This is a genomic window from Hymenobacter humi, assembly GCF_042665855.1.
Taxonomy (GTDB): Bacteria; Bacteroidota; Bacteroidia; order Cytophagales; family Hymenobacteraceae; genus Hymenobacter; species Hymenobacter humi.
The window spans coordinates 3,333,909-3,356,393 of sequence record NZ_JBHTEK010000001.1 but is presented as its reverse complement, the minus strand read 5'-3'; the positions used below and the strand labels follow the sequence as shown (position 1 = coordinate 3,356,393).

The window sequence follows — 22,485 nt, the reverse complement described above, 5'->3', positions numbered from 1 at the left end:
AAATGCGGAAAAATAGCGTCATGCAGGCATTACTAGGCTACAAAGGTACGGCGGGCCTGGCGGCTGGCTAAGCGGCACCGTATCTTGCATGTCCTTTTACCGTAGAGCTTCTGGCAAACTAATCAGCTCAATATTTTTCAATCTATTTCTCCTTCCCACCAACCCATTCTTTATGCAAACATTTCGACGCTTTACAGTCCTGCTGCTCACGCTGCTGGCCTGGACAGCTCAGGCCCAGGTGGTCACCACGCAGCCCAGCCCCTTCCGGGACACCGACGCCGTTACCATCACCTTCGATGCTACGCAGGGCGATGCCGGGCTCAAAGATTTTGCGGGCGACGTGTACATCTACACCGGCGTGGTGACGGCCAGCGCCAGCAGCACGACGTGGAACCACGTGAAAAGCTCGCCTTTCAACACGGGCGACGCCGCGTCGAAAATGACGCGCTCGAGCACCAACCCCAACTTGTACACCATCACGTTCACGCCCCGCACGTTCTATCCCGGCGTTCTCACCAGCGAAAAAATCTACAAGCTGGCCATGCTGTTCAAGAATGCCGACGGCACCAAATCGGGCCGGGGCACGGGTGGCAGCGACATTTTTGTCGACGTGGCCCAGGATGATTTCAACCTGCGCTTCACCAATCCCTCCGGCACGCCGCCGTTTTTCTTTGCCGAAAACACCGCCACCAACGTCACGGTGAGCACCGGCATTCCTGCCACCATCACCCTGTTCCTGAACGGCACCCAGATTGCCCAACAGGCCAATGCCACCAGCCTCACGGCCCCGGTTACCGTAACCCAGGCCGGCAGCAACACCCTCCGCGCCACGGCCACCAACAGCACGGCCAGCGCCGAAACGTCCATTGTCCTGCAATCCCGGTCCACGGTGACTACCGCTCCCTTGCCCGCTGGCGCCAAAGCCGACGGCGTGACCTACCTCAACGGCGGCACGTCGGTGGTCATCAGCCTCACGGCGCCCCGGAAGCAGTTCGTGTACGTGCTCGGCGACTTCAACAACTGGCAGCCCACCGCCGCCGGCTTCATGAAGCGCACCGTGGAAACCAACACCACTTCCGCGGCCGACGCCGCCACGGGCCGCTGGTGGGTGCAAATCGACGGCCTCACCCCGGGCCAGGAATATGCCTACCAGTTCTTGGTAGACGGCAGCATTCGCGTGGCCGACCCTTACGCCGAAAAATCCTGGACCCGGGCACCGACCAGTACATCCCGGAGGCCACGTACCCCAGCGCCCAACGCCAGTACCCCACCGGCAAAACCACGGGCATCGTGTCGGTGCTGCAAACCAATCAGACGCCCTACGTGTGGCAGGCCACCAATTTCCAGCGCCCCGCTCGGGCCAATATGGTGGTTTATGAGCTGCTGGTGCGCGACTTCATTGCCCGCCACGACTACCAGACCCTGCGCGACACGCTCAGCTACATTCAGCGCCTGGGTATCAACACCATTGAGCTGATGCCCATCAACGAATTTGATGGCAACGAAACCTGGGGCTACAACCCGGACTTCTACTTCTCGCCCGATAAGTATTACGGCACCCGGCTGGCGTTTAAGCAGTTCATCGACGAGTGCCACCGGCGCGGCATTGCCGTGGTGCTCGACATGGTGCTCAACCAATCGACGGGCCAGAGCCCCATGGTGGGCCTGTACGCCGACGGCAGCGGCTACGCGCCGAGTGCCGATAACCCGTGGTTCAACGTGACGGCCCCGCACCCCTACAATGTGTTCAACGACCTGAACCACGAAAGCCCCTACACCCGCTACTTCTCGAAGCGCGTGATGGAATACTGGCTCAAGGAGTACCACATTGACGGCTACCGTTTTGACCTGGCCGGCGGCTTCACCCAAAAGCAGACGACGGATGCTACCTACGGGAATTACGACCAGTCGCGCATCGACATCTGGAAAGACTATTACCAGACCCTGGTGGCCACCGACGCCACGGTGTACCCCATTCTCGAGCACTTCCCCCAGGACAGCGAGGCCAAAGCATTGGCTGACTACGGCTTTATGATTTGGGGCAACATGACCTACAACTACAACGAAGCCACCATGGGCTACGTGGGCAATTCCGACATCAGCCGCGGCTATTATAAAAACCGGGGCTTCGCGCAGCCCAACCTAATTACGTACATGGAAAGCCACGACGAAGAGCGGCTGACGTACAAAAACATCATGTACGGTAACAGCGCGGGCTCGTACTCCGTGAAGGACCCGGCTACCGCGCTGGCCCGCCAGGAGCTGGCCGCGGCTTTCTTCTTCACTGTGCCCGGCCCCAAAATGATTTGGCAGTTCGGGGAGTTGGGCTACGACAAATCCATCTTCCAATGCCCCGATGGAACCCTGCCCCAGCCGCCCCGCGCGGCCGACGACTGCAAGTTGAGCAACAAGCCCATCCTGTGGAACTACTACCAGGACCCCAATCGCCGCCGTCTCTACGACGTGTACCGCTCGCTGATTACGCTCAAGGAAACGCAGCCGGTATTCGCCAATGCCAGCGCCACGTTTGACCAGCAGGTGAGCGGCGGCGTGAAAACCATCCACTTGTCGGACCCCAGCCTGAGCGTGACCGTGGTCGGCAACTTCAACGTGACGGCGGCTTCGGTAACCCCGGGCTTCCAGAGCACCGGCACCTGGTACAACTATCTGACCGGCGTGGCCACCACCGTAACCGACGTGAACGCGCCCTTGCAATTGCAGCCCGGCGAATACGCCGTGTACACCTCGAAAAACGTGAGCAAGCCCACCGGAACCACCCTGCCCACCCGCGCCGGGCAAACCGCTGCGGCCTTCCGCCTGTCCGCCGCGCCGAACCCCACAGCCAGCAGCGCCACGCTGCGTTACGAGCTGCCAAGCGCCACCACCGTGCAGGTGACCGTGAGCAACGTGCTGGGCGCCACGGTGCGCGCCCTAAGCTCCGGCGGCCGCCAAAGCGCCGGCGCCCACGAAATGACCTTGCCGGTGGCTACCCTGGCCAATGGCATCTACATGGTTCGCCTCCTGGCCGATGGCCAGCAGCAAACCACGCGCCTGGTCGTTCAGCACTAAGCTGGCTGGCCTGGCTGATAGCGCCGGTAATTAGCTCAATAAAAAGGCCGCCTCTGTTCAGGGGCGGCCTTTTTATTGAGCTAACTACTGGCTTGGTTTATTGAGCCAAAACGTGGGGTTGCTTATTTCTCGTGGAACGTGACCAGGTCGTCGATAGGGGAGCGGATAATCTTGCCCACTTCCATGTCGTGGCTGCGCGCCACCTGGGTGAGCACGTCGCGGAAATTGTAGCCCACCGAACCCACGCAGTTGAAGGTGTAGTCTTGGAAATTGGGGTAATGCACCACCAGGTTCTGGAAGAAGGTTTCGAAGCCCTCGAGCACGATTTCGCGGCAGTAGCTTACGTTGTTGTGGTCGTAGGCAAACTTTGCGAAGTTGGCCAGGTAGCGGTTGGGCAGGGGCTGGTTGTAGAGGCGGTCCAGGATGCTGTTGCGGTTGCCCAGGCTGTAGGTGTCGCGAAATTTCTCCTGCAAGCCGTCGGGCAGCAGGTTGCGCAGGTAGTCGCGCAGCAGGCGCTTGCCGAAGTACGACCCCGAGCCTTCGTCGCCCAGAAAGTAGCCCAACGAATCCACGTTGTAGGTGATTTTCTGGCCGTCGTAGAGGCAGGAATTGGTGCCCGTGCCCAGGATGGCCGCGAAGCCCGGCTTGTGGCCCAGCAGGGCGCGGGCCGCCGCCAGCAGGTCTTCCGTGACCGTGGCCGTGGCCTTGGGAAACAGCTGGCGCAGTGCGGCGGCAATCACCTCGGCCTTCTGGGGCGATGAGACGCCGGCGCCGTAAAAATGCACCTCGCTCACTTCCTCGCGCGGCAGCGTTTCGGGCAGGTTTTGGTTAAGCGAAGCCACGATGGCCGCGGTGTCCACAAAGTCAGGGTTGTACCCTTCGGTATTGAAGTAAGCCCGATTGTTGGAATCGTCGAGCCTGGCACCAGCTGCATTTCGTGGAACCGCCGTCGGCAATTAGAATCATAAGTACAGTATTGTATTGGGAAGGACGGCGAAAGTAACAACCAGTGGGGCAATTGCTCGTAACTAGGGGCAATTGCCTGACGGAAACGAATGACCAGGAGCACCGCGGAACCAAAGTTAAAATGCGACAAGGACTGCCGCGAGAGCTTTTCGACTCTTCGTATTACATTTACTCCGGTATTCATTTGCTTCTAACTGCAGTTGAATAGTGCTTACTTTACATTTTACCAACATACTTTTCTCATCACCCCATCATGAAAAAATCTTTACTCTCGCTGCGGCCGGTGCAATGGCCGCAACGGCCCTCGGCGCGCAGGCGCAAATCACGCTCGACGGCAAAGTGACCGCTGCCGAAATTGCCACTGCCAAAACTGCTGACAAGTACCAGTCGATAAGCACTTACTCGGGTACTCACTCTGTAGCTGGTAAAGGCTTGCAAACCCTGTATGTGGGTAATTCGGCTACCAAGCTGTATGTGGCTGTGGTTGGCTCGTTCCAGCAGACGGCTACTTATGCTGCCGTATTGCTTTATCTGAATGTGCCCGGCAAAACCGGTGTAGCCAAGGGCGTCAAGCTAGCTGGCGGCGCCGCTGGCGACAGCCCGCTGAAGATTAAGCCTACCATGGACTTCGAAGTGGACTACGGCGTTCGGGTAAACTTCGATATCGATGCCGCCAAAGGGGGCTACTTCAGCTTCGCTGACTATTCGAATGGCAACCCTGCCACCGGCGGTGTCCCTGATACCTACCAGGGCAACGTGCTGCCGGGCACACCCCTCACGGCCTCCGGTACCACTGCTGCTACTGCTGGTCCTTTGCTGGGTGCCCGGGTAGCTTATACCAACGCAGCTACTGTGTCTGCTAATACGGATAACTCGGCAATTGAATTCGAGTTTGACCTGGCCGCCATGGGCCTGACGGCAACCAGCGCAATTGATATGTTTGTGGCTTACACCAACGGCGACGGCATACTTACTTCCGATACCTTCCCGCCCATCGCCGGTCAAGCCACCGCGTTGGCTCCCGACCAGGACTTCACGGCCATCGCCGGCAACCAGTACCTGACCTACAACCTTACCACCGGTCTTTTGGCCAACCGCAACGAAGTAGCTCGCTCGCTCCGTTTTGGTGTGTATCCTAACCCCGGCTCGGCCGTAGCGGTAACCTACACCGTGCCCCAGGGCAATCAGGCCGTTTCACTAAGCGTGCACGATGCCACCGGCAAGCAGGTGCGCTCGCTGAACGCTTCGCAAGCCGGCGTACAGACCTACAAGCTCAGCGGCTTGAAGGCTGGCATCTACGTTGTAAAACTGAACGTAGGCGGCGAGCAGACCAGCTCCAAAGTAGTGATTGAGTAGTTCGCGGCTCAATAAATAAAAAGCCCCGTCGCAACTGCGACGGGGCTTTTTTGTGCGCTATTGGAGTGTAATTATTGGAGTGTAATTATCGGAGCGTAATAGTAGCTGCGCCCATCCAATAGGCCGTCATGCCGAGCGCAGCCGAGGTATCTCGCTCGCGCCTCTTGTCATGCTTGTCTGGCGTCCCGAAGGAAGCATCTTCTCACGGCTCAACGATTCGTGCAAGCGTGAGAAGATGCTTCGCGCTACTCAGGATGACAGCCAAAGCGGTAGAGATACTTCGACAAGCGGACGCCAGATAGGCTTCGTTGAACGCGCCCCTTCTTAACCCGCTTCGCGCAGCCAGCGAACCGGGGCTGGGGTGAGGCAGAGCGTACGCTAAGCGAGGCCAGAACAATAAATATTCCGTTCAGATGCCTGCGCGCAGGATGTTGCTGTAACCAGCTCCTGACACAACAAAAAAGCCCTGGTGACACGCACCAGGGCTTTTTGCTATGAACTATACGTTGCTTTTATTCCGCCTAGAGGGTTTGAGCCTTAGAGGAACGTAAGCTACGTGCTCTACTTCGTGATAGAGTACGTCTTGTTATTCAAATCCAGCTTAATGGTATAAGTACCAGCAGTTGCAATTTTAATATTACCGCCGTCTTTCACCAAGGCACCGCCGGTGCTCGAAGCGCTGCCGTAGTTCAGGTCCCACTTGCCATCTTCGCGGAATTTAAATTCATCTGCCTTCATCGCACGCGTAATATCGTAGGTGCGGGTGGTGCAGTTATAAGTCAGCGGAACATCAGTATTCCAGTCCACACCAGCCGGGCCGATGATGGACCAAGATTTGGAACCAGCCGGGGGCAGGCACACGGTGTAAGTTGTAGCCGTAAGCGAAACCGGATTGGAAACGAAGGTGTGGGCATCAGTGCCCGCCACCGCGGCCACCCGCGTGTAGACCGTAGTAGCCGTGCCAGCCACCACGCCTATGGTAGTCAGCGCCGTGTTTAGCTCGCCTACCGTGATGGCCTTGGTCGTGCCCGTGCCAGCATCGATGAGGGCCGGATAACCGAAGCCGTCAGCCGTTTTGGATACCTGCAGCTGGTAGGTAACAGCCGGGGTCTTGGTGAATTCGGTACCGCTCACTGCAAGCTGTACAGGCGTCCAATTGTACGTAATGGCCGTGTTGGTGGTGTTTGCCTGGTTCAGCACCACCGAGTTGGTGGAGGCCGTAAGGGCTGGCGTTGCCGAAGGGGTAACGGTTGCCTTGTCTTCGTCCTTTTCGCAGGATGCCAACGTTGCCACTACAAATGCCGTGGCGGCGACTTTAGTAAGCCAATTTTTCATGATGGTTTATTAATTAAAACAGTGGTTGCAAGGACCTGATATACTCCCAAGCGCAACACTTTGGATTTAGTAAAAGTGTCGGCTGATTGAGCCAAAATGCAGCGGGTCGAATGGCCGGCCCTTGTGCACTTTGGTTAAGGAAGCCAATGGGCTGAGCCGATAGGTTTCGGCTCAGCCCGTTGTAGCAGGTTAGTAACCCGGGTTTTGCTTCAGGTTAGGGTTAGCTGTGAGGTCGGACGACGGAATCGGGAACAGACGGTACTTCGCGTCCACTCCGCGGCCGCCGGCCACTCCGCCCTTCCAGGGCCAGAGGTAGGAGCCATCGGTGAACTTGTTGTAGCGAATGAGGTCGGTGCGGCGTACGCCTTCCCAGTGCAGCTCACGGGCGCGCTCGTCGAGGATAAAGTCGGCGGTCATTTGCGCATCGGTGATGACGCTGCTGGCAGCGTTCTTGAAAGCACGGGCCCGAATCTGGTTGACATAGCCCAGGGCAGTAGCGCGGTTGGCGAAGCCGCGAGCCGCAGCTTCCGCATAAATGAGCATCATGTCGGAGAGGCGCAGCATGGGGTAGTCCACGCTGGAGAAGTTCAGCGTGCCGCCCTGCCCAACCCCGGTCGAGGTCACGTTGCGGTATTTAACCACGCCCAGGCCCTGGGTGAACTGGCTCAGGTCGCTGATTTCCAACGACTGGCCCTTGGTCCAGAAACGGCCGCGGGTGTCCGTGGCGGTGTCTCCACCGGTCAGGAAGAACTTATCGAACAAGGCCCGAGTGGTGCGCAAACCGCCCCAGCCGGTGCTCTCGCCCACGTAGCGCTGCCAGGCGCCATCGGCGCCGCTGGTGGCACCGTTCACGATGAACGTAGTGCCGCCGTAGCTCTGCACGCGGTTCACGTCGAAAATCACCGGCCAGATGATTTCGCTGGTAGCCGGGGCCGTGTTATTGTCGGCCAGGAAGTTGCGGCCATAGGCCGACGAAGCCGAGCTGCCTGCTGTTACCAGCGAATAGCCCGAGTCAATCACCTTCTTGGCTTCTTCAGCAGCCTTGGCGTACTGCGGGTGCCGGTGTATACGCCAGCGTTCAGGTACAGGCGGGCCAGGTAGCCGTGGGCGGCGGCCTGGTCTACACGGCCGTACTCGTTGGTGCGGGCCGGAGCCAATTCGGTGGTCAGGGCCAGCAATTCCTTCTCCACAAAGTCGTAGAGCTGCTGGCGGGTGTTGTACGGCGGCGGCGTGGGGAGCCCACAGCGTCGGCTTCCGTCACGAAGGGGCCGTTGCCAAACATGTCGATGACGTGCATGTAGGCGACGGCGCGCAGGAACCGCGCTTCGGCGCGGAACAGCTTGCCTTGTGCCTCTTCGCCGCCAGCCAGGCGGCTGCTCAGCTTGTCATCGGTGGCTTCGCGGATAAACTCGTTGCAGATGGCAATTTCGTAGTAAATCCGGCTGTAGATGCCGCGCAGCAGGGGTCGGTGGCGTCCCAGTTCATGTTGTGCCACTCCTGCACGCCGGGGTCGTTCCAGGCAATCACCGCTTCGTCGGTGGTGAGCTCCTGGGCGCTCCAGAACTGACGGATGTAGTCCGAAGTGCCAGCGTCGATGCCGCCGATGTCGCCCGAGCCGGGGCCAGTGGGGCCGGTGAGGGCAAACCCGCCGTACAATTTAGCCAATACCTGCTTGTAGCCGGCCAGGCCCACGTACACTTTGTCGGGCGTCACTCGAACTTCGGCGTTTGGTCGAGGTCTTTGGTGCAGGAAGTATTCAGGCTAACCAGAGCCGTGCTCAGGGTGAGGGCCGTTAGCCCCCGGTATAATGATTTTTTCATGTATGGTGGGAATTAAAAGCCGAGAGCAAGGCCGAGCGTGTACGTCCGGGCGCGGGGGTAGAAGTTGGTGTCGATGCCGCTGGCGATTTCCGGGTCGATGCCGTCGTACTTCGTGATGAGGAAGGCATTCTGCACGTTACCTGTTACGCGAAGCGTAGAGGCACCCAGTACTTTGCCAACATTGTAGCCCAACGAGATGTTCTCGGCGCGCAGGAACGAGGCGTTCTGCACGTAGTAGTCCGAGAAAATCTGGGGACGGTTGAAGCCGGTGTTCAGAATGTCGGGGTTCAGGTTGCTGACAAAGTTGGTCGAACCCTGCGCGTTGGCATAGGTGCCCAGGTTGGCAGCGTTGGCGTTGTATACGTAGTTGCCCACGTTGCCGCGCAGCGTGAAGGCAAACGCGAGCTTCTGGTACGTTACGTTCGAGCTCAGGCCCAGCGTGACGAGCGGGGCGGGCTGCTTGTAGTAGTAGTTGTCGGAAAGCGCATCAGCAGCACCGTTGCCGTTGCGGTCCACGTACAGGCCCTGCACGGGGCGGCCGTCGGGGCCGTACACCTGCTGGCGAACGAAGAATGCGTTGGTGGGCTGGCCCACGGCGTTGATTTGAATGGTGTTGCCCGTGCCGCCGCCAATGCCGCCGGTCTGGTAACCGATGAAACCTTCCGCCTGACGGCCCAGGTCCGTGATTTTGTTCACGTTGTAAGCGCCGTTCAGGTTCAGGTCCCAGTTCAGGTCTTCGCCGCGCAGCACGCCGTAGTTCAGGCCCAGGCTCAACGCCGCGGTTGCGGAGCGAGCCGATGTTGGCGTTGAGCCTGGTTGGTGAGGTTCGAGCCAGCCGACTGGTTAATCAGGGCCAGCAGGTCGGAGGCCTTGCGCTCGTACACGTCCACGGTCGCCGTGAGGCGGTTGTCGAGGAAGCCCAGGTCCAGGCCGGCGTTGTAGGTGTTGGTGGTTTCCCAGGTCAGGAAGGCATTGTAGCCCTGGGGGCTGTAGGTCGTGCCACCGGTGTTGGTGCCGAGGGGGTATTGTGAGGTAGAGGAGCCCACCACGTAGCGCGGCTGCGTGTCGTAAGCGCCGCCAATGTCCTGCTGGCCCGTGCGGCCGTAGCCGGCCCGCAGCTTAAACTCGGAGAGGGTGGCGTTATCCTTCAGGAAGGCTTCGTTCTTCACGCGCCAGGCCAGGCCCAGGGCCGGGAACCAGCCGCTGCGGTAGCCCTCGCGGAAACGCGACGTCTGGTCATTGCGCAGGGTAGCAGTCAGCAGGTACTTGTCTGATACGTTGGCCGTAGCGCGGCCGAAGTACGAAACCAGCACGTTCTTGCCATAGTAGCCCGGTACGAGTAGTACATCCGCCGAGTTAACAAGGGTCTGGCGGTCCGAGCGGTAGTCCAGGAAGTTGGGGCCCTGGGTCACGAAGGACTGGTAGGCATGGCCGGCCTGAATGTCGAACTTGGTGGCGCCAAATTGCTTGCCGTAGGCCAGGTAGCCTTCGAGCACCTTCATGTCCTTGTCCTGCGCATACTGGGTGTAGCGGCCGTTCAAGCCGGGCACGCTGGAGTCGGTGTTGTAGTTGCCGAAGTCGGTGGAGGCAATCTGGTTGTTGCCGCGGCCGCGCGAAGCGTCCATGCCCAGGTTGAGGTTGGCACGCAGGCCTTCGATGCCGTGGATTTTATAATCAAACTGCACGTTGCCGATGAAGCGCTTCACGGTGCTGGTGTTGTTCGAGTTGTTGATGGCGGCCACCGGGTTGGTGGGCGCGTTGCCCAGCGGAGCGCCCGAGCTAGGGTTCACAAACTGGAAGTAGCCACCGTAGCGCGAGAAGCGTGCTTCGTCGGACCGGACGGGCTGGGTGGGGTCGTAGAGGGCCGCGCCGGCCACGTAGCCGTAGTCTACAAAGCGGTTGTCCACCACGCTGCCTTTGGCGTTGATGTCTACGCGCAGGCGGTCATCGAACAGGGTAGGAGTCAGGCTCACCGAGCCCGAGTTACGCTTCAGCTTATTGGTGATGACAATACCCTCCTGGTTGAGGTTGCCATACGATACGCGGAACGGCACTTTGGCCGCGCTGCCAATCAGGCTGATGGTGTTGTCGAAGGTGCCGGCGGTGCGGTAAATCTCGTTTTGCCAGTTCGTGTTGGCAGTGCCCAGCGAGGCAACCTGCGAAGGCGAGCCATTGGCTTGAATCTGGCGGCGGAACTCTTCCGGCGACAGCGTCTCGTAGCGCCGGGCCACGGTGGAAACGCCCGTCTGGGAGTTGAGCTCCACGCGCAGCTTTTCGCCTTTCAGGCCGCGCTTGGTGGTGATGAGGATAACGCCGCCGGAAGCCCGGTTGCCGTAGATGGCCGTAGCCGAGGCGTCCTTGAGCACGGTGAAGGTTTCGATGTCGCTCGGGTTGATGAGCGAGAGCGGGTTCGAAACCCCGCCAATGTCGCCCTTGTCAACCGGTACGCCGTCAATTACATACAGCGGGTCGCTATTCGCCGAGAGCGAAGAGTTGCCGCGGATGCGGATGTTGATTGGCGCGCCCGGAGCACCGCCACCCGTGTTGATGCTCACACCGGCTACTTTGCCCTGGATGAGCTGCTCGGGGTTGGTAACCTGGCCTTGCACGAACTCGCGCGCATCGACAGTGGCCACCGAACCCGTTACGTCCTGGCGGCGCTGCGTGCCGTAGCCCACCACCACTGCTTCGGAAAGCTGGGTGGCATTGTCGGCCAGCGTGGCCGCTACTTCGGAATTCTGCCCGGCCGTTACCGTCACGGGGCGACGCACCGTGTTGTAGCCTACAAACGAGATGACCACCGTCTGGGGGCCGGCCGGTACGTTCTGGATGCTGAAGCTACCGTCGACGCCGGACGAGCTGCCCAGCGACGTGCCTTCGATGAGCACGGTGGCGCCGGGAATGGCTTCGTTTTTACTGTCGGTAACTCGTCCGCTTACGGAACCAGTTTGAGCAAAGGCCCCCGATGGGAAGCCAAAGCCAGCGAACAATAGCAGAAACAATAGTTTCGCTAGATAAGGGTGTTTCATGGGAAACGGTAATTTGGTGAAAATTGTGAGTGGTGGGAAAAGTAAAAAGGTGATGGTAAACCGGGATGCAAGTTACCAAATAATAGCATTAGCACGTGCTTAAGTGGCTTTTAACCAGTTTGTACAGCGCTCAAATTGCCTCATGCTGGCGTGGCAACTGGTATTGAGTTTACAAGGGGCTGACCAAGTAAACTCAAGTTAATAAATCCCATCAATAACCTTGTGATTAAGCATTTACCGTCATGCAATGCTTCCAGGCAGGTAAGCTGCGCGTCTTGCAAACGATTGCGCAGATAACCATATATAGATGAGCGCTTTAGCTGATATCGTGTTTAATATTAATTAGTCAAACAATCCTTGATTTAAAGTAAAGGTCCTGCGTAGGCAACCAACGTCCTATGGATATTCATCGCTCACCAGCCCCAAAGCAATGAATGCGCTTATAGCAATGGAATAAATAATGATAGGGACCCGATTAAGTACTTGTGAAGCTGTCGTGAGAGAACCTCTCGGTTTAAACGTGTAGCTAAAACCCGGAAACGCCTAACGGCAGGGAAGCAGTCGGCGTTGCCCGACAGTAGTAATAACAAGGGTATATTTGGGTTGGTTTTTCCATAGGTTATTGTTCGTTTTGGCTCAATTTCGTGATTTTGAGTCGGCTAGCCTTACCAAGGTTTAGGGGCGGTGCCAACCTTTTTATTCACGGGGTCGTTACAGGCAGCTCAAAACCAGGTTTCCGCCGGAAACCGGTTTTGTTTTCACCTTTTTCCCATTGACGTTTTTGCTACCATGAAAAAACTCATCGTTTTAGCCGCCTTCCTCACGCTAGGAGCCTACTCGGCTAGTGCTCAGTCCAGCACCACCACGACCAAGCAAACCACCGTCACCCCTGCGCCTGCGGCTACCACGCCTGCACCGGCACCCGCCACAACGCCGGCTCCCACGGCTCCGGCTACCACCACTACCGTAGAGTCGACCACGACCACCGTTAGCCCAACGACTACCACGGTCGAAGCAGCTCCGGCGGTACAGACCGTGCCCACCGATGCGAAAGTGAAGCAGAAGCGCAAAAAAGCAAAATCAAGCCCCGGGACTAGTTTCCGATTTTGAGCTGATTGTTACCAAAGCCCGGCCGCAAGCAATTGCGGCCGGGCTTTCTGCTGCTGGAGGCAGGCCGTCGGGAAGCTTCTGTCTGCAGGGCGAAGTAAAACCCAGGTGCTGGCTGGCTTGATGCCGACTTGTTCAGTACTACCTTTAGGCGGTTGGCAATGGTACTACCGCCACCTCATTGGTACAGTAGTTGCCTTGCCAAGCCCATATCTCCTCGTTACTTTTGGCTTTTCCTTAGATTATGAAAAAGCACTTACTGCTCATCGGTTTGCTTCTGGCAGTTTCCTTTTCTGGTGCAATGGCTCATTTGCGGTCGGAGTCAGGCAGGCCTTTTCGCAGAGCCGTGCACGTGGCAGGGCGTAAGGCCAGCCCAACGCCAGCGCCAGCGCAGCGTTCCGGCGACCAGGATGCACCAACGCCGGTGTATGTGGGCAAGATTAAGCTGAGGAAGCCCATCATCGTTTTCTACGAAGAGGGGGCGCCTGGCAAATCCGTGCAGCAGCTTATCATGTCCGAGGAAAATCTGGGCCTGCTCAAAACACTGGACCTGGAGCACCTCATGAACCGGCGCGAAGTGTTTGTGGACGGCCTGGGCAACCGGGCCCTGCCGGGGAGCGACGCTTCCAAATACCGGCTGCTGGGCACCAGCGGCGTGGCCGAAGACACCCGCCGCCCCGCCGGCGACGGCCGTAGCTTCTACTCCCGGCTCAAGGTGCCCGCGTCAGGCATTCTGTACGTGGTGCGCGAGTCGGCCGAAGAATACCGCCACTTCGTGAAGGGACCCCAGAAGAAGGGGTTTCTGCTTGATTTTCAAGCCAACGGACTCCCGGGTATAGATTCGGTTCGGGCGGTGTACACCCTGCGCAAAACGGATTCGTCGGAACGCGGGGCGGGCACCGGCGAAACCATCCGCTAATAACCTGCTGCTAAATCGATGAAGACCAGAAACGCCCTGCTGACCGCCGGCTTGCTGCTCGGGCTAAACCCCGCATTTGCCCAGGCGGTGCTGAAAATCACCAAGGTGCCGGCCACCACGCCGCCCACCGATACGCTGTTTGTGGCCGGCTCCTTCAATAACTGGAACCCCCACAATCCCCGGTTTGCCCTGAAAAAGAACGCCGACGGCACGTATCAGATAAGCCTGCCGCCCGGTGTCGGACAGGCCGAATATAAGTTCACCCGCGGCAGCTGGCCCGCCGTGGAGGTGGACGGTAAGAACCAGCAGATTGCCAATCGAAAGGCCGACTTAACCGCTGCCCGCGAAATTGAGCACCAGGTGTTGGCGTGGGACGACCAAAGCGGTGTAGCGGCCAAGCCCAAGGTGCACACGGCTACGCCCCAAGTACACGTACTGGCTAACTCCTTCGTGATACCGCAGCCTGAGTCGGCAGCGCCGGGTGTGGGTATACCTGCCTGCCGACTACGCCGGGCAGCCCACCCGGCGCTACCCCGTGCTGTACATGCACGACGGCCAGAACGTGTTCGACGAGGCCACCAGCTTCGGCGGCGAGTGGGGCGTCGACGAGGCCCTGGACAAGCTGCGCGCTGCCGGCCAGGATGCAACGGGCGCCATCGTAGTGGCCGTCGACAACGGCGACCAGTTTCGCTCCGACGAATACATTCCCTGGCGTAGCGCCGCCCTGAAAGACCAGCCCCACCAGGGCGGCCAAGGCGACGGTTACGTCGACTTCCTGGCCAAAAACCTGAAGCCGTACGTGGATGCGCACTACCGCACCCAGCCCGACGCGGCGCATACCGGCATCGCCGGCTCCAGCCTGGGCGGCCTAATCTCGGTGTACGCTGCGTTGAAATATCCCAAGGTCTTTGGCGAGATAGGTGTGTTTTCGCCCGCTTTCTGGGTTTGCAACGATTCGCTCCGGGCCTTTGCCAAAACCCATCGGGCTGCCTCCACGGCGCGGTTTTACTTTGTGTGCGGCCCCAAGGAATCGGAAACCATGCTGCCGCTGATGACGGCCTGGCGCGACGAGCCTGCGCGCCCAGGGAGTGCCCTCCGCCAATCTAGCCTTTCACGCCCCCACCGATGGGCAGCACCGCGAGTGGTTCTGGCGCCGGGAGTTTCCGGCTGCGTACAAGTACATGTTTAGCCCAACTGCGAAAGCCAAGGCTCCGGCAGGCACGAGTGTTTCTAAAAAAGCTGCTCCTAAAAAGGCTGCACCAAGCAAATAGACAGTCATAAAGAGCGCAGCGAAGCATGTAAGCATCTTTGCTGCACCATTTGTCATACTGAGGCACGAAGCATCTTCTCACGGCTCAACGATTGGTTCTGACCTGATAAGATGCTTCGCTGCGCTCAGCATGACAGCTAAATGATGACAGTCGGCAGAATGAGTTAGCTTGGCCCGATACTAGTAAAGCATTTGCTAAATCAGTAGCAAACTGGAAGGATGCTTGCCAGCTTCGCACTTAAAATCATAGAGCCTTGCTGGGATTTTAAAAAAGAGCCGTTATCTTTGCGTCGCGCTTCCAGAAAGCGCTTACTTGATATGACCTCACATCGTACTTCCCAGGCTTGGTGGTGGCAGCTCCGAAACATCGGACCGGACTGCCTGTGCGCCTAGTGAAGTCAACCCTGATTTTGCCTTTGACCACAAAAGCCCGGCCCACCAGCCGGGCTTTTTGCATTTTAAACCTTCGCTGAGGCACCCGATTCGCCTCGCTCGTCTTTCTCGCTTCTCGTGTCTTACCAACTCACCACCCGCCACCGCCGCCTTCTGGCCGATACCGTAACGCCGGTGGGCCTGTACCTGCGCCTGCGCGACCAGTATCCTAACTGCCTGCTGCTGGAAAGCGCCGACTACCACGGCCAGCAAAACGCCTTCAGCTACCTGGTGTGCGAGCCGCTGGGCACATTTGAGCTGCGGCGCGGCGGCGAGTTGCGCCAGGCATTTCCCGGGGGCCAGCAAACCACCGAGCAGTTGAGCCAACCCCGCCAGGCCCTGGCCGAACTGCGGAATTTTGCTGCCGCATTTACCCCCGATGAAGCGGCTGCCAAGCTTCCCTTTATCAACACCGGCTTGTTTGGCTACATGGGCTACGAGGCCGTGCAGAGCTTTGAGGACGTGACCTTTGACGCCGCCAAGGTGCCGGCCGGCGACGTGCCGCTCATCCGCTATGGGGTGTACCGCTACGTCATTGCCTTCAACCACTTCCGGCAGGAGCTGTTCTTGTTCGAGCACAGCGTGGCCGGCGAAGAGGCAAACGATGGCCTCGACCGCCTCGAAAACCTGGTGCGCAACCCCAGCGTGCCGGTGTTCAATTTCGCCACGGTAGGAGAGGAGTCCAGCAACCAGACCGACACTGAGTTTCTGGCGCGGCTCACCCAAGGCCAGGCCCACTGCATGCGCGGCGACGTGTTCCAGATTGTGCTCTCGCGTAGGTTCCAGCAGGGCTTTTCCGGCGATGAGTTCAACGTGTACCGCGCCCTGCGTTCCATCAACCCCTCGCCGTATCTGTTTTACTTCGACTACGGCGACTACAAAATCTTCGGCTCTTCGCCCGAGGCTCAGGTACTGGTGCAAGGCCGCGAAGCCAGCCTGTACCCCATTGCCGGCACCTACCGCCGCACCGGCGACGACGCCGCCGATGCCGCTGCCGCCCAGCGCCTGGCCGCCGACCCCAAGGAAAACGCCGAGCACGTGATGCTGGTGGACCTAGCCCGCAACGACCTGGCCCGCCACGGCACCCAGGTGCAGGTGCGCACGCTGCGCGAAATCCAGTTCTACTCGCACGTGATTCACCTGGTGAGCCACGTCACGGCTGAGCTGGATGAAGGCACCGACACCCTGCAAGTAGTGGCCGACACTTTCCCGGCCGGCACGCTCTCCGGCGCACCCAAGCACCGCGCCCTGCAGCTGATTGACGGTCTGGAGCCCACTGCCCGCGGCTACTACGGCGGCTGCATCGGTCACCTGGGCTTCGATGGCAACTTCAACCACGCCATCATGATACGCTCGTTTTTGAGCACCGGCAATCAACTTTATTTCCAGGCCGGTGCCGGCGTAGTGGCCGCATCGAGTGTGCAGTCGGAACTAGAAGAGGTGCACCACAAGTTGGGCGCGCTGCGGGCTGCGCTCCGCGCCGCCACCGATGTTCAATAGTAATCAGCACGATAGCAACGCCATGAAAATCCTCGTTCTCGATAACTACGACTCCTTCACTTACAACCTGGTGCATCTGCTGCGCGAGCTCGGCCACGGCGCCAACCTCACGGTGACGCGCAACGACCAGTTGCCCCTCGAAGCGGTGGAAGCCTACGATGCCATCATGCTGTCGCCCGGCCCGGGCATTCCGGCCGAAGCGGGCCTGATGCCCCAAATTATCAAAACCTACGCGCCCACCAAACGCATACTGGGCGTGTGCCTGGGCCACCAGGGCCTGGCCGAAAGCTTTGGGGCGACGCTTTACAACATGCCCGCCGTGCTCCACGGCGTCGCCAACGAAGCCGAATTAACCGCGCCCGACGAGCGGCTTTTTGCCGGCCTGCCGCCCCGCTTCCAGGTGGGCCGCTACCACTCTTGGGCCGTGCGCCCGGAAACCATGCCCATTGAGCTAGAAACCACGGCCCGTGACGCCAACGGCGAAGTTCTGGCCTTCCGCCACCGCCACTATGACGTGCGCGGCGTGCAGTTTCACCCCGAAAGCATCCTCACCGAGCACGGCGCCAAGATGCTTGAAAACTGGCTGGCATGATTAGCCATTAGCTGGTAGCTGTAAGCTATTAGCTCTTTTTGAACGACAGCTAATGGCTAACAGCTAATAGCTACCAGCTAAAAAAATGAAACAGATTCTCACCAAGCTTTTTGACCACCAGCCGCTGACGCACGCCGAGGCTCACGCCGCTATGCGCCAGTTGGGCGAGGGCGGGGCAAACCCAGCCGAAACCGCGGCGTTCCTGGCCGTGTACCGCATGCGGCCCATTACGGTGGCCGAGCTGGCCGGCTTCCGGCAGGCCTTGCTCGACTTGAGCCGGGACCCGGAGCTGGGCACCAACGAGGTGCTCGACATTGTGGGCACGGGCGGCGACGGCAAGAACACGCTCAACATTTCCACGCTGGCCTGCTTCGTGGTGGCCGGGGCGGGTGTGAAGGTGGCCAAGCACGGCAACTTTGGTGTGTCGTCGGTCTCGGGTGCTTCCAATGTGCTCGCGCATTTTGGCTATGATTTTGAGTCCAGCTCCGACCAGCTCCGGCGGCAGCTTGACCAAGCAGGTATCTGCTTTTTGCACGCGCCGGCTTTCCATCCGGCGATGCGGCACGCGGGGCCGGTGCGCCGCGAGCTGGGCTTGCGCACCTTCTTCAACATCCTGGGCCCGTTGGTGAACCCAGCCCGGCCCGCGGCGCGCTGCTGGGCGTGTTCAATCTGGAGCTGCAGCGTGTGTACCACTACCTGATGCAGCCCACTGGCACGCGTTACGCCGTGGTGCACGCCCTGGACGGCTACGACGAGCCTGGCCCTTACCGGTCCGGCGAAGGTGGTGTCGTCCTTTGAGGGAGAGCGGCTGCTGACGGCCGAGGGCCTGGGCCTTGCCACCTGCACCGCCACCGACCTGGCCGGCGGCAGCACCGCCGCCGCCGCTGCGGGACTTTTAAGCAGGTATTGGATGGCAACAACACCCCCGCCCAGCGCAATGTGGTAACGGCCAACGCCGCCCTCGCTCTGCAATGCGCCCGCCCCGGCCTGAGCTGGGAAGATGCCCTGGCGCAAAGCCGCGAATCGTTGGATTCCGGCGCGGCCAAACGGGCGTTTGAAACCATGCTCAACACCAAATAGCGACTGTGCGGCCAGCTCAATTCCATAAATAATCACCGTTGCGCGAAGCAAAAGCCTCGCCTCCATGTTTCCCTACCCATGTCTCAGCCCACTATTCTTCAAACCATCGTCGCGCACAAGCGGAAAGAGGTGGCCACCCGCCGCGAGCCTGGTGCCCGTCAAGCTGCTCGAGAGCAGCTTGTACTTCAACTCGCTGCCCGTGTCGCTGCGCCAGTATTTGCTGCGCGAAAACGGCAGCGGCCTCATCGCCGAATTCAAGCGCAAGTCGCCTTCCAAGGGCTGGATAAACCAGTATGCGCCAGTGGAGCGCACCACGTTGGGCTACATGCAGGCTGGCGCCGCCGCGCTTTCCATCCTCACTGATACCGAGTTTTTCGGCGGTAAGAACGAGGACCTCACCACCGCCCGCCGCTTCAATTTCTGCCCCATCCTGCGCAAGGATTTTGTGGTGGACGAATACCAGATTCTCGAAGCCAAAAGCATCGGGGCCGATGCCGTGCTGCTGATAGCCGCCGTGCTCACACCCGAAGAAATCAACACGCTGGGCCGGCTGGCCAAGTCCCTGGGCCTGGAGGTGCTGCTGGAAGTGCACGATGGCGAAGAACTGGCCCGCTCGGCCAATGCCGACGCCGTGGATTTGGTGGGCGTAAACAACCGCAACCTCCACGATTTCAGTTTGAGTCTGGATACCTCACTGCAGCTGGCGGCGGCCATCCCAAACGAGTTTGTGAAGGTGTCGGAAAGCGGCATTTCCAGCGCGGCAGCCATCGGCCAGCTCCGCGAAGTGGGCTACCGCGGCTTCCTGCTCGGGGAAGCCTTTATGCGCAACGCCCGCCCGGAGCGCGCCTGCGCGGCCCTCGTGCAGGAGATTGCGGCTTTGCCCAAACCAGCTGTCGCTTCCTAACACTAGCAATGAAAACGCCCCGCCCCCTACCTGCTGATGTTGCTAAGGCTGCCGGCCTGCCGGCTGCCAGCGCACGGCCGCAAGCGCAGCCGGCAACCCCGGCGCGGCTGCTGGTGAAGGTATGCGGCATGCGCGATGCCGCGGCGCTCTCCGAAGTAGCGGCTCTGACCCCGGATTTTCTGGGCTTCATTTTCGCTCCGGCATCGCCCCGTTTTGTGGGTGAGGCGCTGGCTGCGGAATTGGTGCAGGCCTTGCCCGCCAGCATCTGGAAGGTGGGCGTTTTTTTGAATGAATCGACTGAAACCATCGTCGCTACTGCCCAGCGTTTTGGGCTGGCTGCAGTGCAGCTGCACGGCCAGGAAACGCCCGCGCAGTGCGAAGAACTAAACGAAGCCGGCCTGCTGGTGATGAAGGCTTTCTCGGTGGGCAAAGCGGTTGATTTTGCCGCGCTGCTGCCTTACGTGCCGCACTGCGACTTCTTTCTTTTTGATACCAAAGGCGCGGCCCCGGGCGGCAATGGGACCGTGTTCGATTGGGACTTGTTGAAGAGCTACAACCTGCCTGTGCCATATTTCTTGGCCGGTGGGTTAGGCCTGGAACACGCTGCTGAATTAGCGGCTTTGCGCCTCCCAGGCCTAGTGGGCGTCGATTTGAATAGCGGCTTTGAAACCGCGCCGGGCGTGAAAGATGCCGGGCGGGTAGAACAGATGCTGGCCGCGTTGCGGCTGAAGACAGGAACAGGGAAACTATAAAAAAGACCGTCATGCTGAGCACAGCCGAAGCATCTCGCGTGCAGCACTAATTCAATCGTTGAGCGATGCGAGCGAGATGCTTCGACTGCGCTCAGCATGACGGTCAGAGGATAAAACTTAATCACCATGACAACATCCTATCAGCAACCCACGGCCCGCGGCTACTACGGCGAATTCGGCGGCGCATTCATTCCCGAAATGCTCTACCCCAACGTGGAAGAGCTGCGCACGCGCTACCTGGACATCCTGGCCGACGCGGATTTTCAAATTGAGCTGCAACAGCTGCTGCGCGACTACGTGGGCCGGCCTACGCCGCTGTTCGAAGCCAAACGCTTGTCCGAGAAATACGGCACCCGCGTTTTCCTCAAGCGTGAAGACCTCTGCCACACCGGCGCGCATAAAATCAACAACACCGTAGGGCAGATTCTGCTGGCGAAGCGGTTGGGCAAAACGCGCATCATCGCCGAAACCGGCGCCGGGCAGCACGGCGTGGCCACGGCCACCGTCTGCGCCCTCATGGGCATGCCCTGCGTAGTGTACATGGGCGCCGTCGACATTGAGCGCCAGGCGCCCAACGTAGCCCGCATGCGCCTGCTTGGAGCCGAGGTACGGCGGGCCGAAAGCGGCAGCCAGACCCTAAAAGACGCCACCAACGAGGCTATCCGCGACTGGATTTCCAACCCCGTGGATACGCACTACATCATCGGCTCGGTGGTGGGCCCGCACCCGTACCCCGATTTGGTGGCGCGCCTGCAAGCCGTTATCAGCGAGGAGATGCGCAAGCAATTGTTGGAAAAAACCGGCTCCGAGCTGCCCCAGTTTGTAGTGGCCTGCGTCGGCGGCGGCTCCAACGCGGCGGGTGCGTTCTACCATTTCCTGGACGAGCCTTCCGTGCGCCTGGTTGCGGTGGAAGCGGCCGGCCACGGCATTAATTCCGGGCATTCGGCGGCTACGTCGGTCCTGGGCACGCCGGGCATTATTCACGGCAGCCGCACGCTGCTGATGCAGGATGAGCATGGCCAGATTACGGAACCGTACTCGCTGAGCGCGGGCCTCGACTACCCGGGCATCGGGCCGCTGCATGCCCACCTGGGCGCCTCGGGCCGGGCCGAATTCATCTCCATCACCGACGATGAGGCCTTGAAAGCGGTGAGCGAATTGAGCCATTTGGAAGGTATCATCCCCGCGCTGGAAACGGCCCATGCGCTGGCCGCCCTCGGCCAGGCTCGGTGCCGGCCCCGACGACGTGGTGGTAGTGAACCTCTCGGGCCGCGGCGACAAGGACCTCGAAACCTACCTCAAGAACATGGACAAACTGCTGTAGCGCAACGTCTCGCGAAGTTTAATGGTTAAGTTTCACAAAGCATTGTTTTACATCAGTTTACCTCTATTCCTCCGCGAGACTTAATTTTTAAACTTCGCGAAACCTTGCGCTAAATGGACCGAATTAAACAAGCATTTGCGAGCAAGCAAAACCTGCTCAACATGTACTACACGGCCGGCTACCCCAGCCTGCACGACACGCTGCCGCTTGCCAAAGCGCTGGTATCTGCCGGCGCCGACATCCTCGAAATCGGCATGCCGTTTTCCGACCCGCTGGCCGACGGCCCGGTCATCCAGCGCAGCAGTTCGGCGGCTTTGGCCAATGGCATGAACCTGCCAGTGCTGTTTGGGCAGTTGCAGGAACTGCGCGCCGCCGTGCCTGAAACGCCGGTGCTGCTCATGGGCTACCTCAACCCCGTGCTGCAGTTTGGCATGGAAGCCTTCCTGGAAAAAGCCGCTGAAGTGGGAGTCGATGGCCTCATTCTCCCGGACCTGCCTTTGGACGAGTACGAGGAGATGTACCACGCCATGTTTCAGAAATACGGCCTGAAAGCCGTGTTCCTGATTACGCCGCAGACTTCAGAAGAGCGTATTCGCCGGCTCGATGCTTTGTCGGATGCCTTCCTGTACCTCGTGTCGGGGCCCGGCACCACCGGCGGCACCACGCTGCCCGATGTGGAGGCCCAGAAGGAGTACTTCGAGCGCATCGCGGCCATGAACCTTAAGACCCCGCGACTCATCGGCTTCGGCATTGCTGATAAAACCGGCTTCGACCGCGCCTGCGGGCACGCCGATGGCGCCATTATCGGCTCGGCCCTCATACGCGTGCTGCAGGACACCGACGATGCACCGGCCACTGCCGCGCAGTTTGTGCAAGCCATTAAGCAAGCCTAACCATTCCTTAAAAACCTTAGAACGTCATGCTGAGCGCAGCCGAAGCATCTCGCTCGCTTCGTTGAGCTAGCTTGATTACTGCCGCACGCGAGATACTTCGACTGCGCTCAGCATGACGTTCTTTTTCTGTCCATCTC

At 59.7% G+C, this 22,485-nt stretch carries 22 protein-coding genes and 1 pseudogene; 15 read left to right on the top strand and 8 right to left on the bottom strand.

The genetic code is table 11. From position 1 onward, the window contains the following. The first annotated feature begins 172 nt into the window (after positions 1–172). Positions 173–1,477 (top strand): DUF4961 domain-containing protein, encoded by a 1,305-nt coding sequence (locus tag ACFQT0_RS18745; RefSeq protein ID WP_380204680.1) that lies wholly within the window; start codon positions 173–175, stop codon positions 1,475–1,477. Then, positions 1,366–3,069, top strand: coding sequence for an alpha-amylase family glycosyl hydrolase (locus tag ACFQT0_RS18740; protein ID WP_380206077.1), 1,704 nt, complete (start codon positions 1,366–1,368; stop codon positions 3,067–3,069). Before ACFQT0_RS18745 ends, ACFQT0_RS18740 begins: the two co-directional genes overlap by 112 nt. Positions 3,070–3,191: 122 nt before the next feature. Here ACFQT0_RS18740 and ACFQT0_RS18735 read toward each other — a convergent pair whose 3' ends face one another. After that, positions 3,192–3,929, bottom strand: coding sequence for an N-acetylglucosamine kinase (locus ACFQT0_RS18735; protein WP_380204679.1), 738 nt, complete (start codon positions 3,927–3,929; stop codon positions 3,192–3,194). A gap of 394 nt (positions 3,930–4,323) precedes the next feature. On the opposite strand from ACFQT0_RS18735, the gene ACFQT0_RS18730 reads away from it, so the two are divergent. Beyond that, positions 4,324–5,391, top strand: a complete 1,068-nt coding sequence (locus ACFQT0_RS18730) for a T9SS type A sorting domain-containing protein (RefSeq protein ID WP_380204678.1) — start codon at positions 4,324–4,326, stop codon at positions 5,389–5,391. A gap of 561 nt (positions 5,392–5,952) precedes the next feature. Here ACFQT0_RS18730 and ACFQT0_RS18725 read toward each other — a convergent pair. The 7 genes from ACFQT0_RS18725 to ACFQT0_RS18695 all read right to left on the bottom strand — a co-directional run bounded on the left by ACFQT0_RS18725 (position 5,953) and on the right by ACFQT0_RS18695 (position 11,575). Further along, positions 5,953–6,726, bottom strand: coding sequence for a SusE domain-containing protein (locus tag ACFQT0_RS18725; protein WP_380204677.1), 774 nt, complete (start codon positions 6,724–6,726; stop codon positions 5,953–5,955). A gap of 189 nt (positions 6,727–6,915) precedes the next feature. Beyond that, positions 6,916–7,746 (bottom strand): RagB/SusD family nutrient uptake outer membrane protein, encoded by an 831-nt coding sequence (locus tag ACFQT0_RS18720; protein WP_380204676.1) that lies wholly within the window; start codon positions 7,744–7,746, stop codon positions 6,916–6,918. Beyond that, entirely contained in the window at positions 7,743–7,916 is a 174-nt protein-coding gene (locus tag ACFQT0_RS18715; protein ID WP_380204675.1) for a hypothetical protein, read from the bottom strand. Before ACFQT0_RS18715 ends, ACFQT0_RS18720 begins: the two co-directional genes overlap by 4 nt. Then, positions 7,892–8,023, bottom strand: coding sequence for a hypothetical protein (locus tag ACFQT0_RS18710; RefSeq protein ID WP_380204674.1), 132 nt, complete (start codon positions 8,021–8,023; stop codon positions 7,892–7,894). The genes ACFQT0_RS18715 and ACFQT0_RS18710 overlap by 25 nt, the downstream gene beginning before the upstream one ends. An 80-nt stretch (positions 8,024–8,103) precedes the next feature. Further along, entirely contained in the window at positions 8,104–8,439 is a 336-nt protein-coding gene (locus tag ACFQT0_RS18705; protein ID WP_380204673.1) for a hypothetical protein, read from the bottom strand. A 119-nt stretch (positions 8,440–8,558) separates the two neighbouring features. Further along, positions 8,559–9,320: a hypothetical protein gene (locus tag ACFQT0_RS18700; RefSeq protein WP_380204672.1), complete on the bottom strand. Its 762-nt coding sequence runs from the start codon at positions 9,318–9,320 to the stop codon at positions 8,559–8,561. Beyond that, complete coding sequence (locus ACFQT0_RS18695) at positions 9,317–11,575, bottom strand: SusC/RagA family TonB-linked outer membrane protein (protein ID WP_380204671.1); 2,259 nt, start codon at positions 11,573–11,575, stop codon at positions 9,317–9,319. The genes ACFQT0_RS18700 and ACFQT0_RS18695 overlap by 4 nt, the downstream gene beginning before the upstream one ends. Before the next feature lie 789 nt (positions 11,576–12,364). Between ACFQT0_RS18695 and ACFQT0_RS18690 the strand changes: the two genes are divergently transcribed. From ACFQT0_RS18690 to trpA, 12 genes and pseudogenes are all read left to right on the top strand, one after another. Further along, a complete protein-coding gene (locus ACFQT0_RS18690; protein ID WP_380204670.1) occupies positions 12,365–12,685 on the top strand; it encodes a hypothetical protein in 321 nt (106 codons plus the stop codon). A gap of 343 nt (positions 12,686–13,028) precedes the next feature. Further along, positions 13,029–13,601: a hypothetical protein gene (locus ACFQT0_RS18685; protein WP_380204669.1), complete on the top strand. Its 573-nt coding sequence runs from the start codon at positions 13,029–13,031 to the stop codon at positions 13,599–13,601. 481 nt (positions 13,602–14,082) lie between these two features. Continuing rightward, the gene (locus ACFQT0_RS18680) at positions 14,083–14,790 is read left to right on the top strand and encodes an alpha/beta hydrolase (RefSeq protein ID WP_380204668.1); all 708 of its coding nucleotides are present in this window, start codon (positions 14,083–14,085) and stop codon (positions 14,788–14,790) included. 591 nt (positions 14,791–15,381) lie between these two features. Continuing rightward, the gene (locus ACFQT0_RS18675; RefSeq protein WP_380204667.1) at positions 15,382–16,803 is read left to right on the top strand and encodes an anthranilate synthase component I family protein; all 1,422 of its coding nucleotides are present in this window, start codon (positions 15,382–15,384) and stop codon (positions 16,801–16,803) included. 22 nt (positions 16,804–16,825) lie between these two features. Beyond that, entirely contained in the window at positions 16,826–17,395 is a 570-nt protein-coding gene (locus ACFQT0_RS18670) for an anthranilate synthase component II (RefSeq protein ID WP_380204666.1), read from the top strand. Between the two features lie 85 nt (positions 17,396–17,480). Beyond that, positions 17,481–18,095, top strand: coding sequence for an anthranilate phosphoribosyltransferase (gene trpD, locus ACFQT0_RS18665; RefSeq protein ID WP_380204665.1), 615 nt, complete (start codon positions 17,481–17,483; stop codon positions 18,093–18,095). Between the two features lie 84 nt (positions 18,096–18,179). Next, the gene (locus ACFQT0_RS18660) at positions 18,180–18,341 is read left to right on the top strand and encodes a hypothetical protein (protein WP_380204664.1); all 162 of its coding nucleotides are present in this window, start codon (positions 18,180–18,182) and stop codon (positions 18,339–18,341) included. After that, positions 18,335–18,475 carry a hypothetical protein gene (locus ACFQT0_RS18655; RefSeq protein ID WP_380204663.1) on the top strand — a complete coding sequence of 47 codons (141 nt, stop codon included), beginning with the start codon at positions 18,335–18,337 and terminating at the stop codon, positions 18,473–18,475. The genes ACFQT0_RS18660 and ACFQT0_RS18655 overlap by 7 nt, the downstream gene beginning before the upstream one ends. A gap of 151 nt (positions 18,476–18,626) precedes the next feature. Continuing rightward, entirely contained in the window at positions 18,627–19,379 is a 753-nt protein-coding gene (locus tag ACFQT0_RS18650) for an indole-3-glycerol phosphate synthase TrpC (RefSeq protein WP_380204662.1), read from the top strand. An 8-nt stretch (positions 19,380–19,387) separates the two neighbouring features. Then, positions 19,388–20,131, top strand: a complete 744-nt coding sequence (locus ACFQT0_RS18645) for a phosphoribosylanthranilate isomerase (protein ID WP_380204661.1) — start codon at positions 19,388–19,390, stop codon at positions 20,129–20,131. A 126-nt stretch (positions 20,132–20,257) separates the two neighbouring features. Further along, a pseudogene (trpB, locus tag ACFQT0_RS18640) lies at positions 20,258–21,455 on the top strand (tryptophan synthase subunit beta). A gap of 113 nt (positions 21,456–21,568) precedes the next feature. Beyond that, a complete protein-coding gene (trpA, locus tag ACFQT0_RS18635) occupies positions 21,569–22,348 on the top strand; it encodes a tryptophan synthase subunit alpha (protein WP_380204660.1) in 780 nt (259 codons plus the stop codon). The last annotated feature ends 137 nt before the right edge of the window (positions 22,349–22,485 follow it).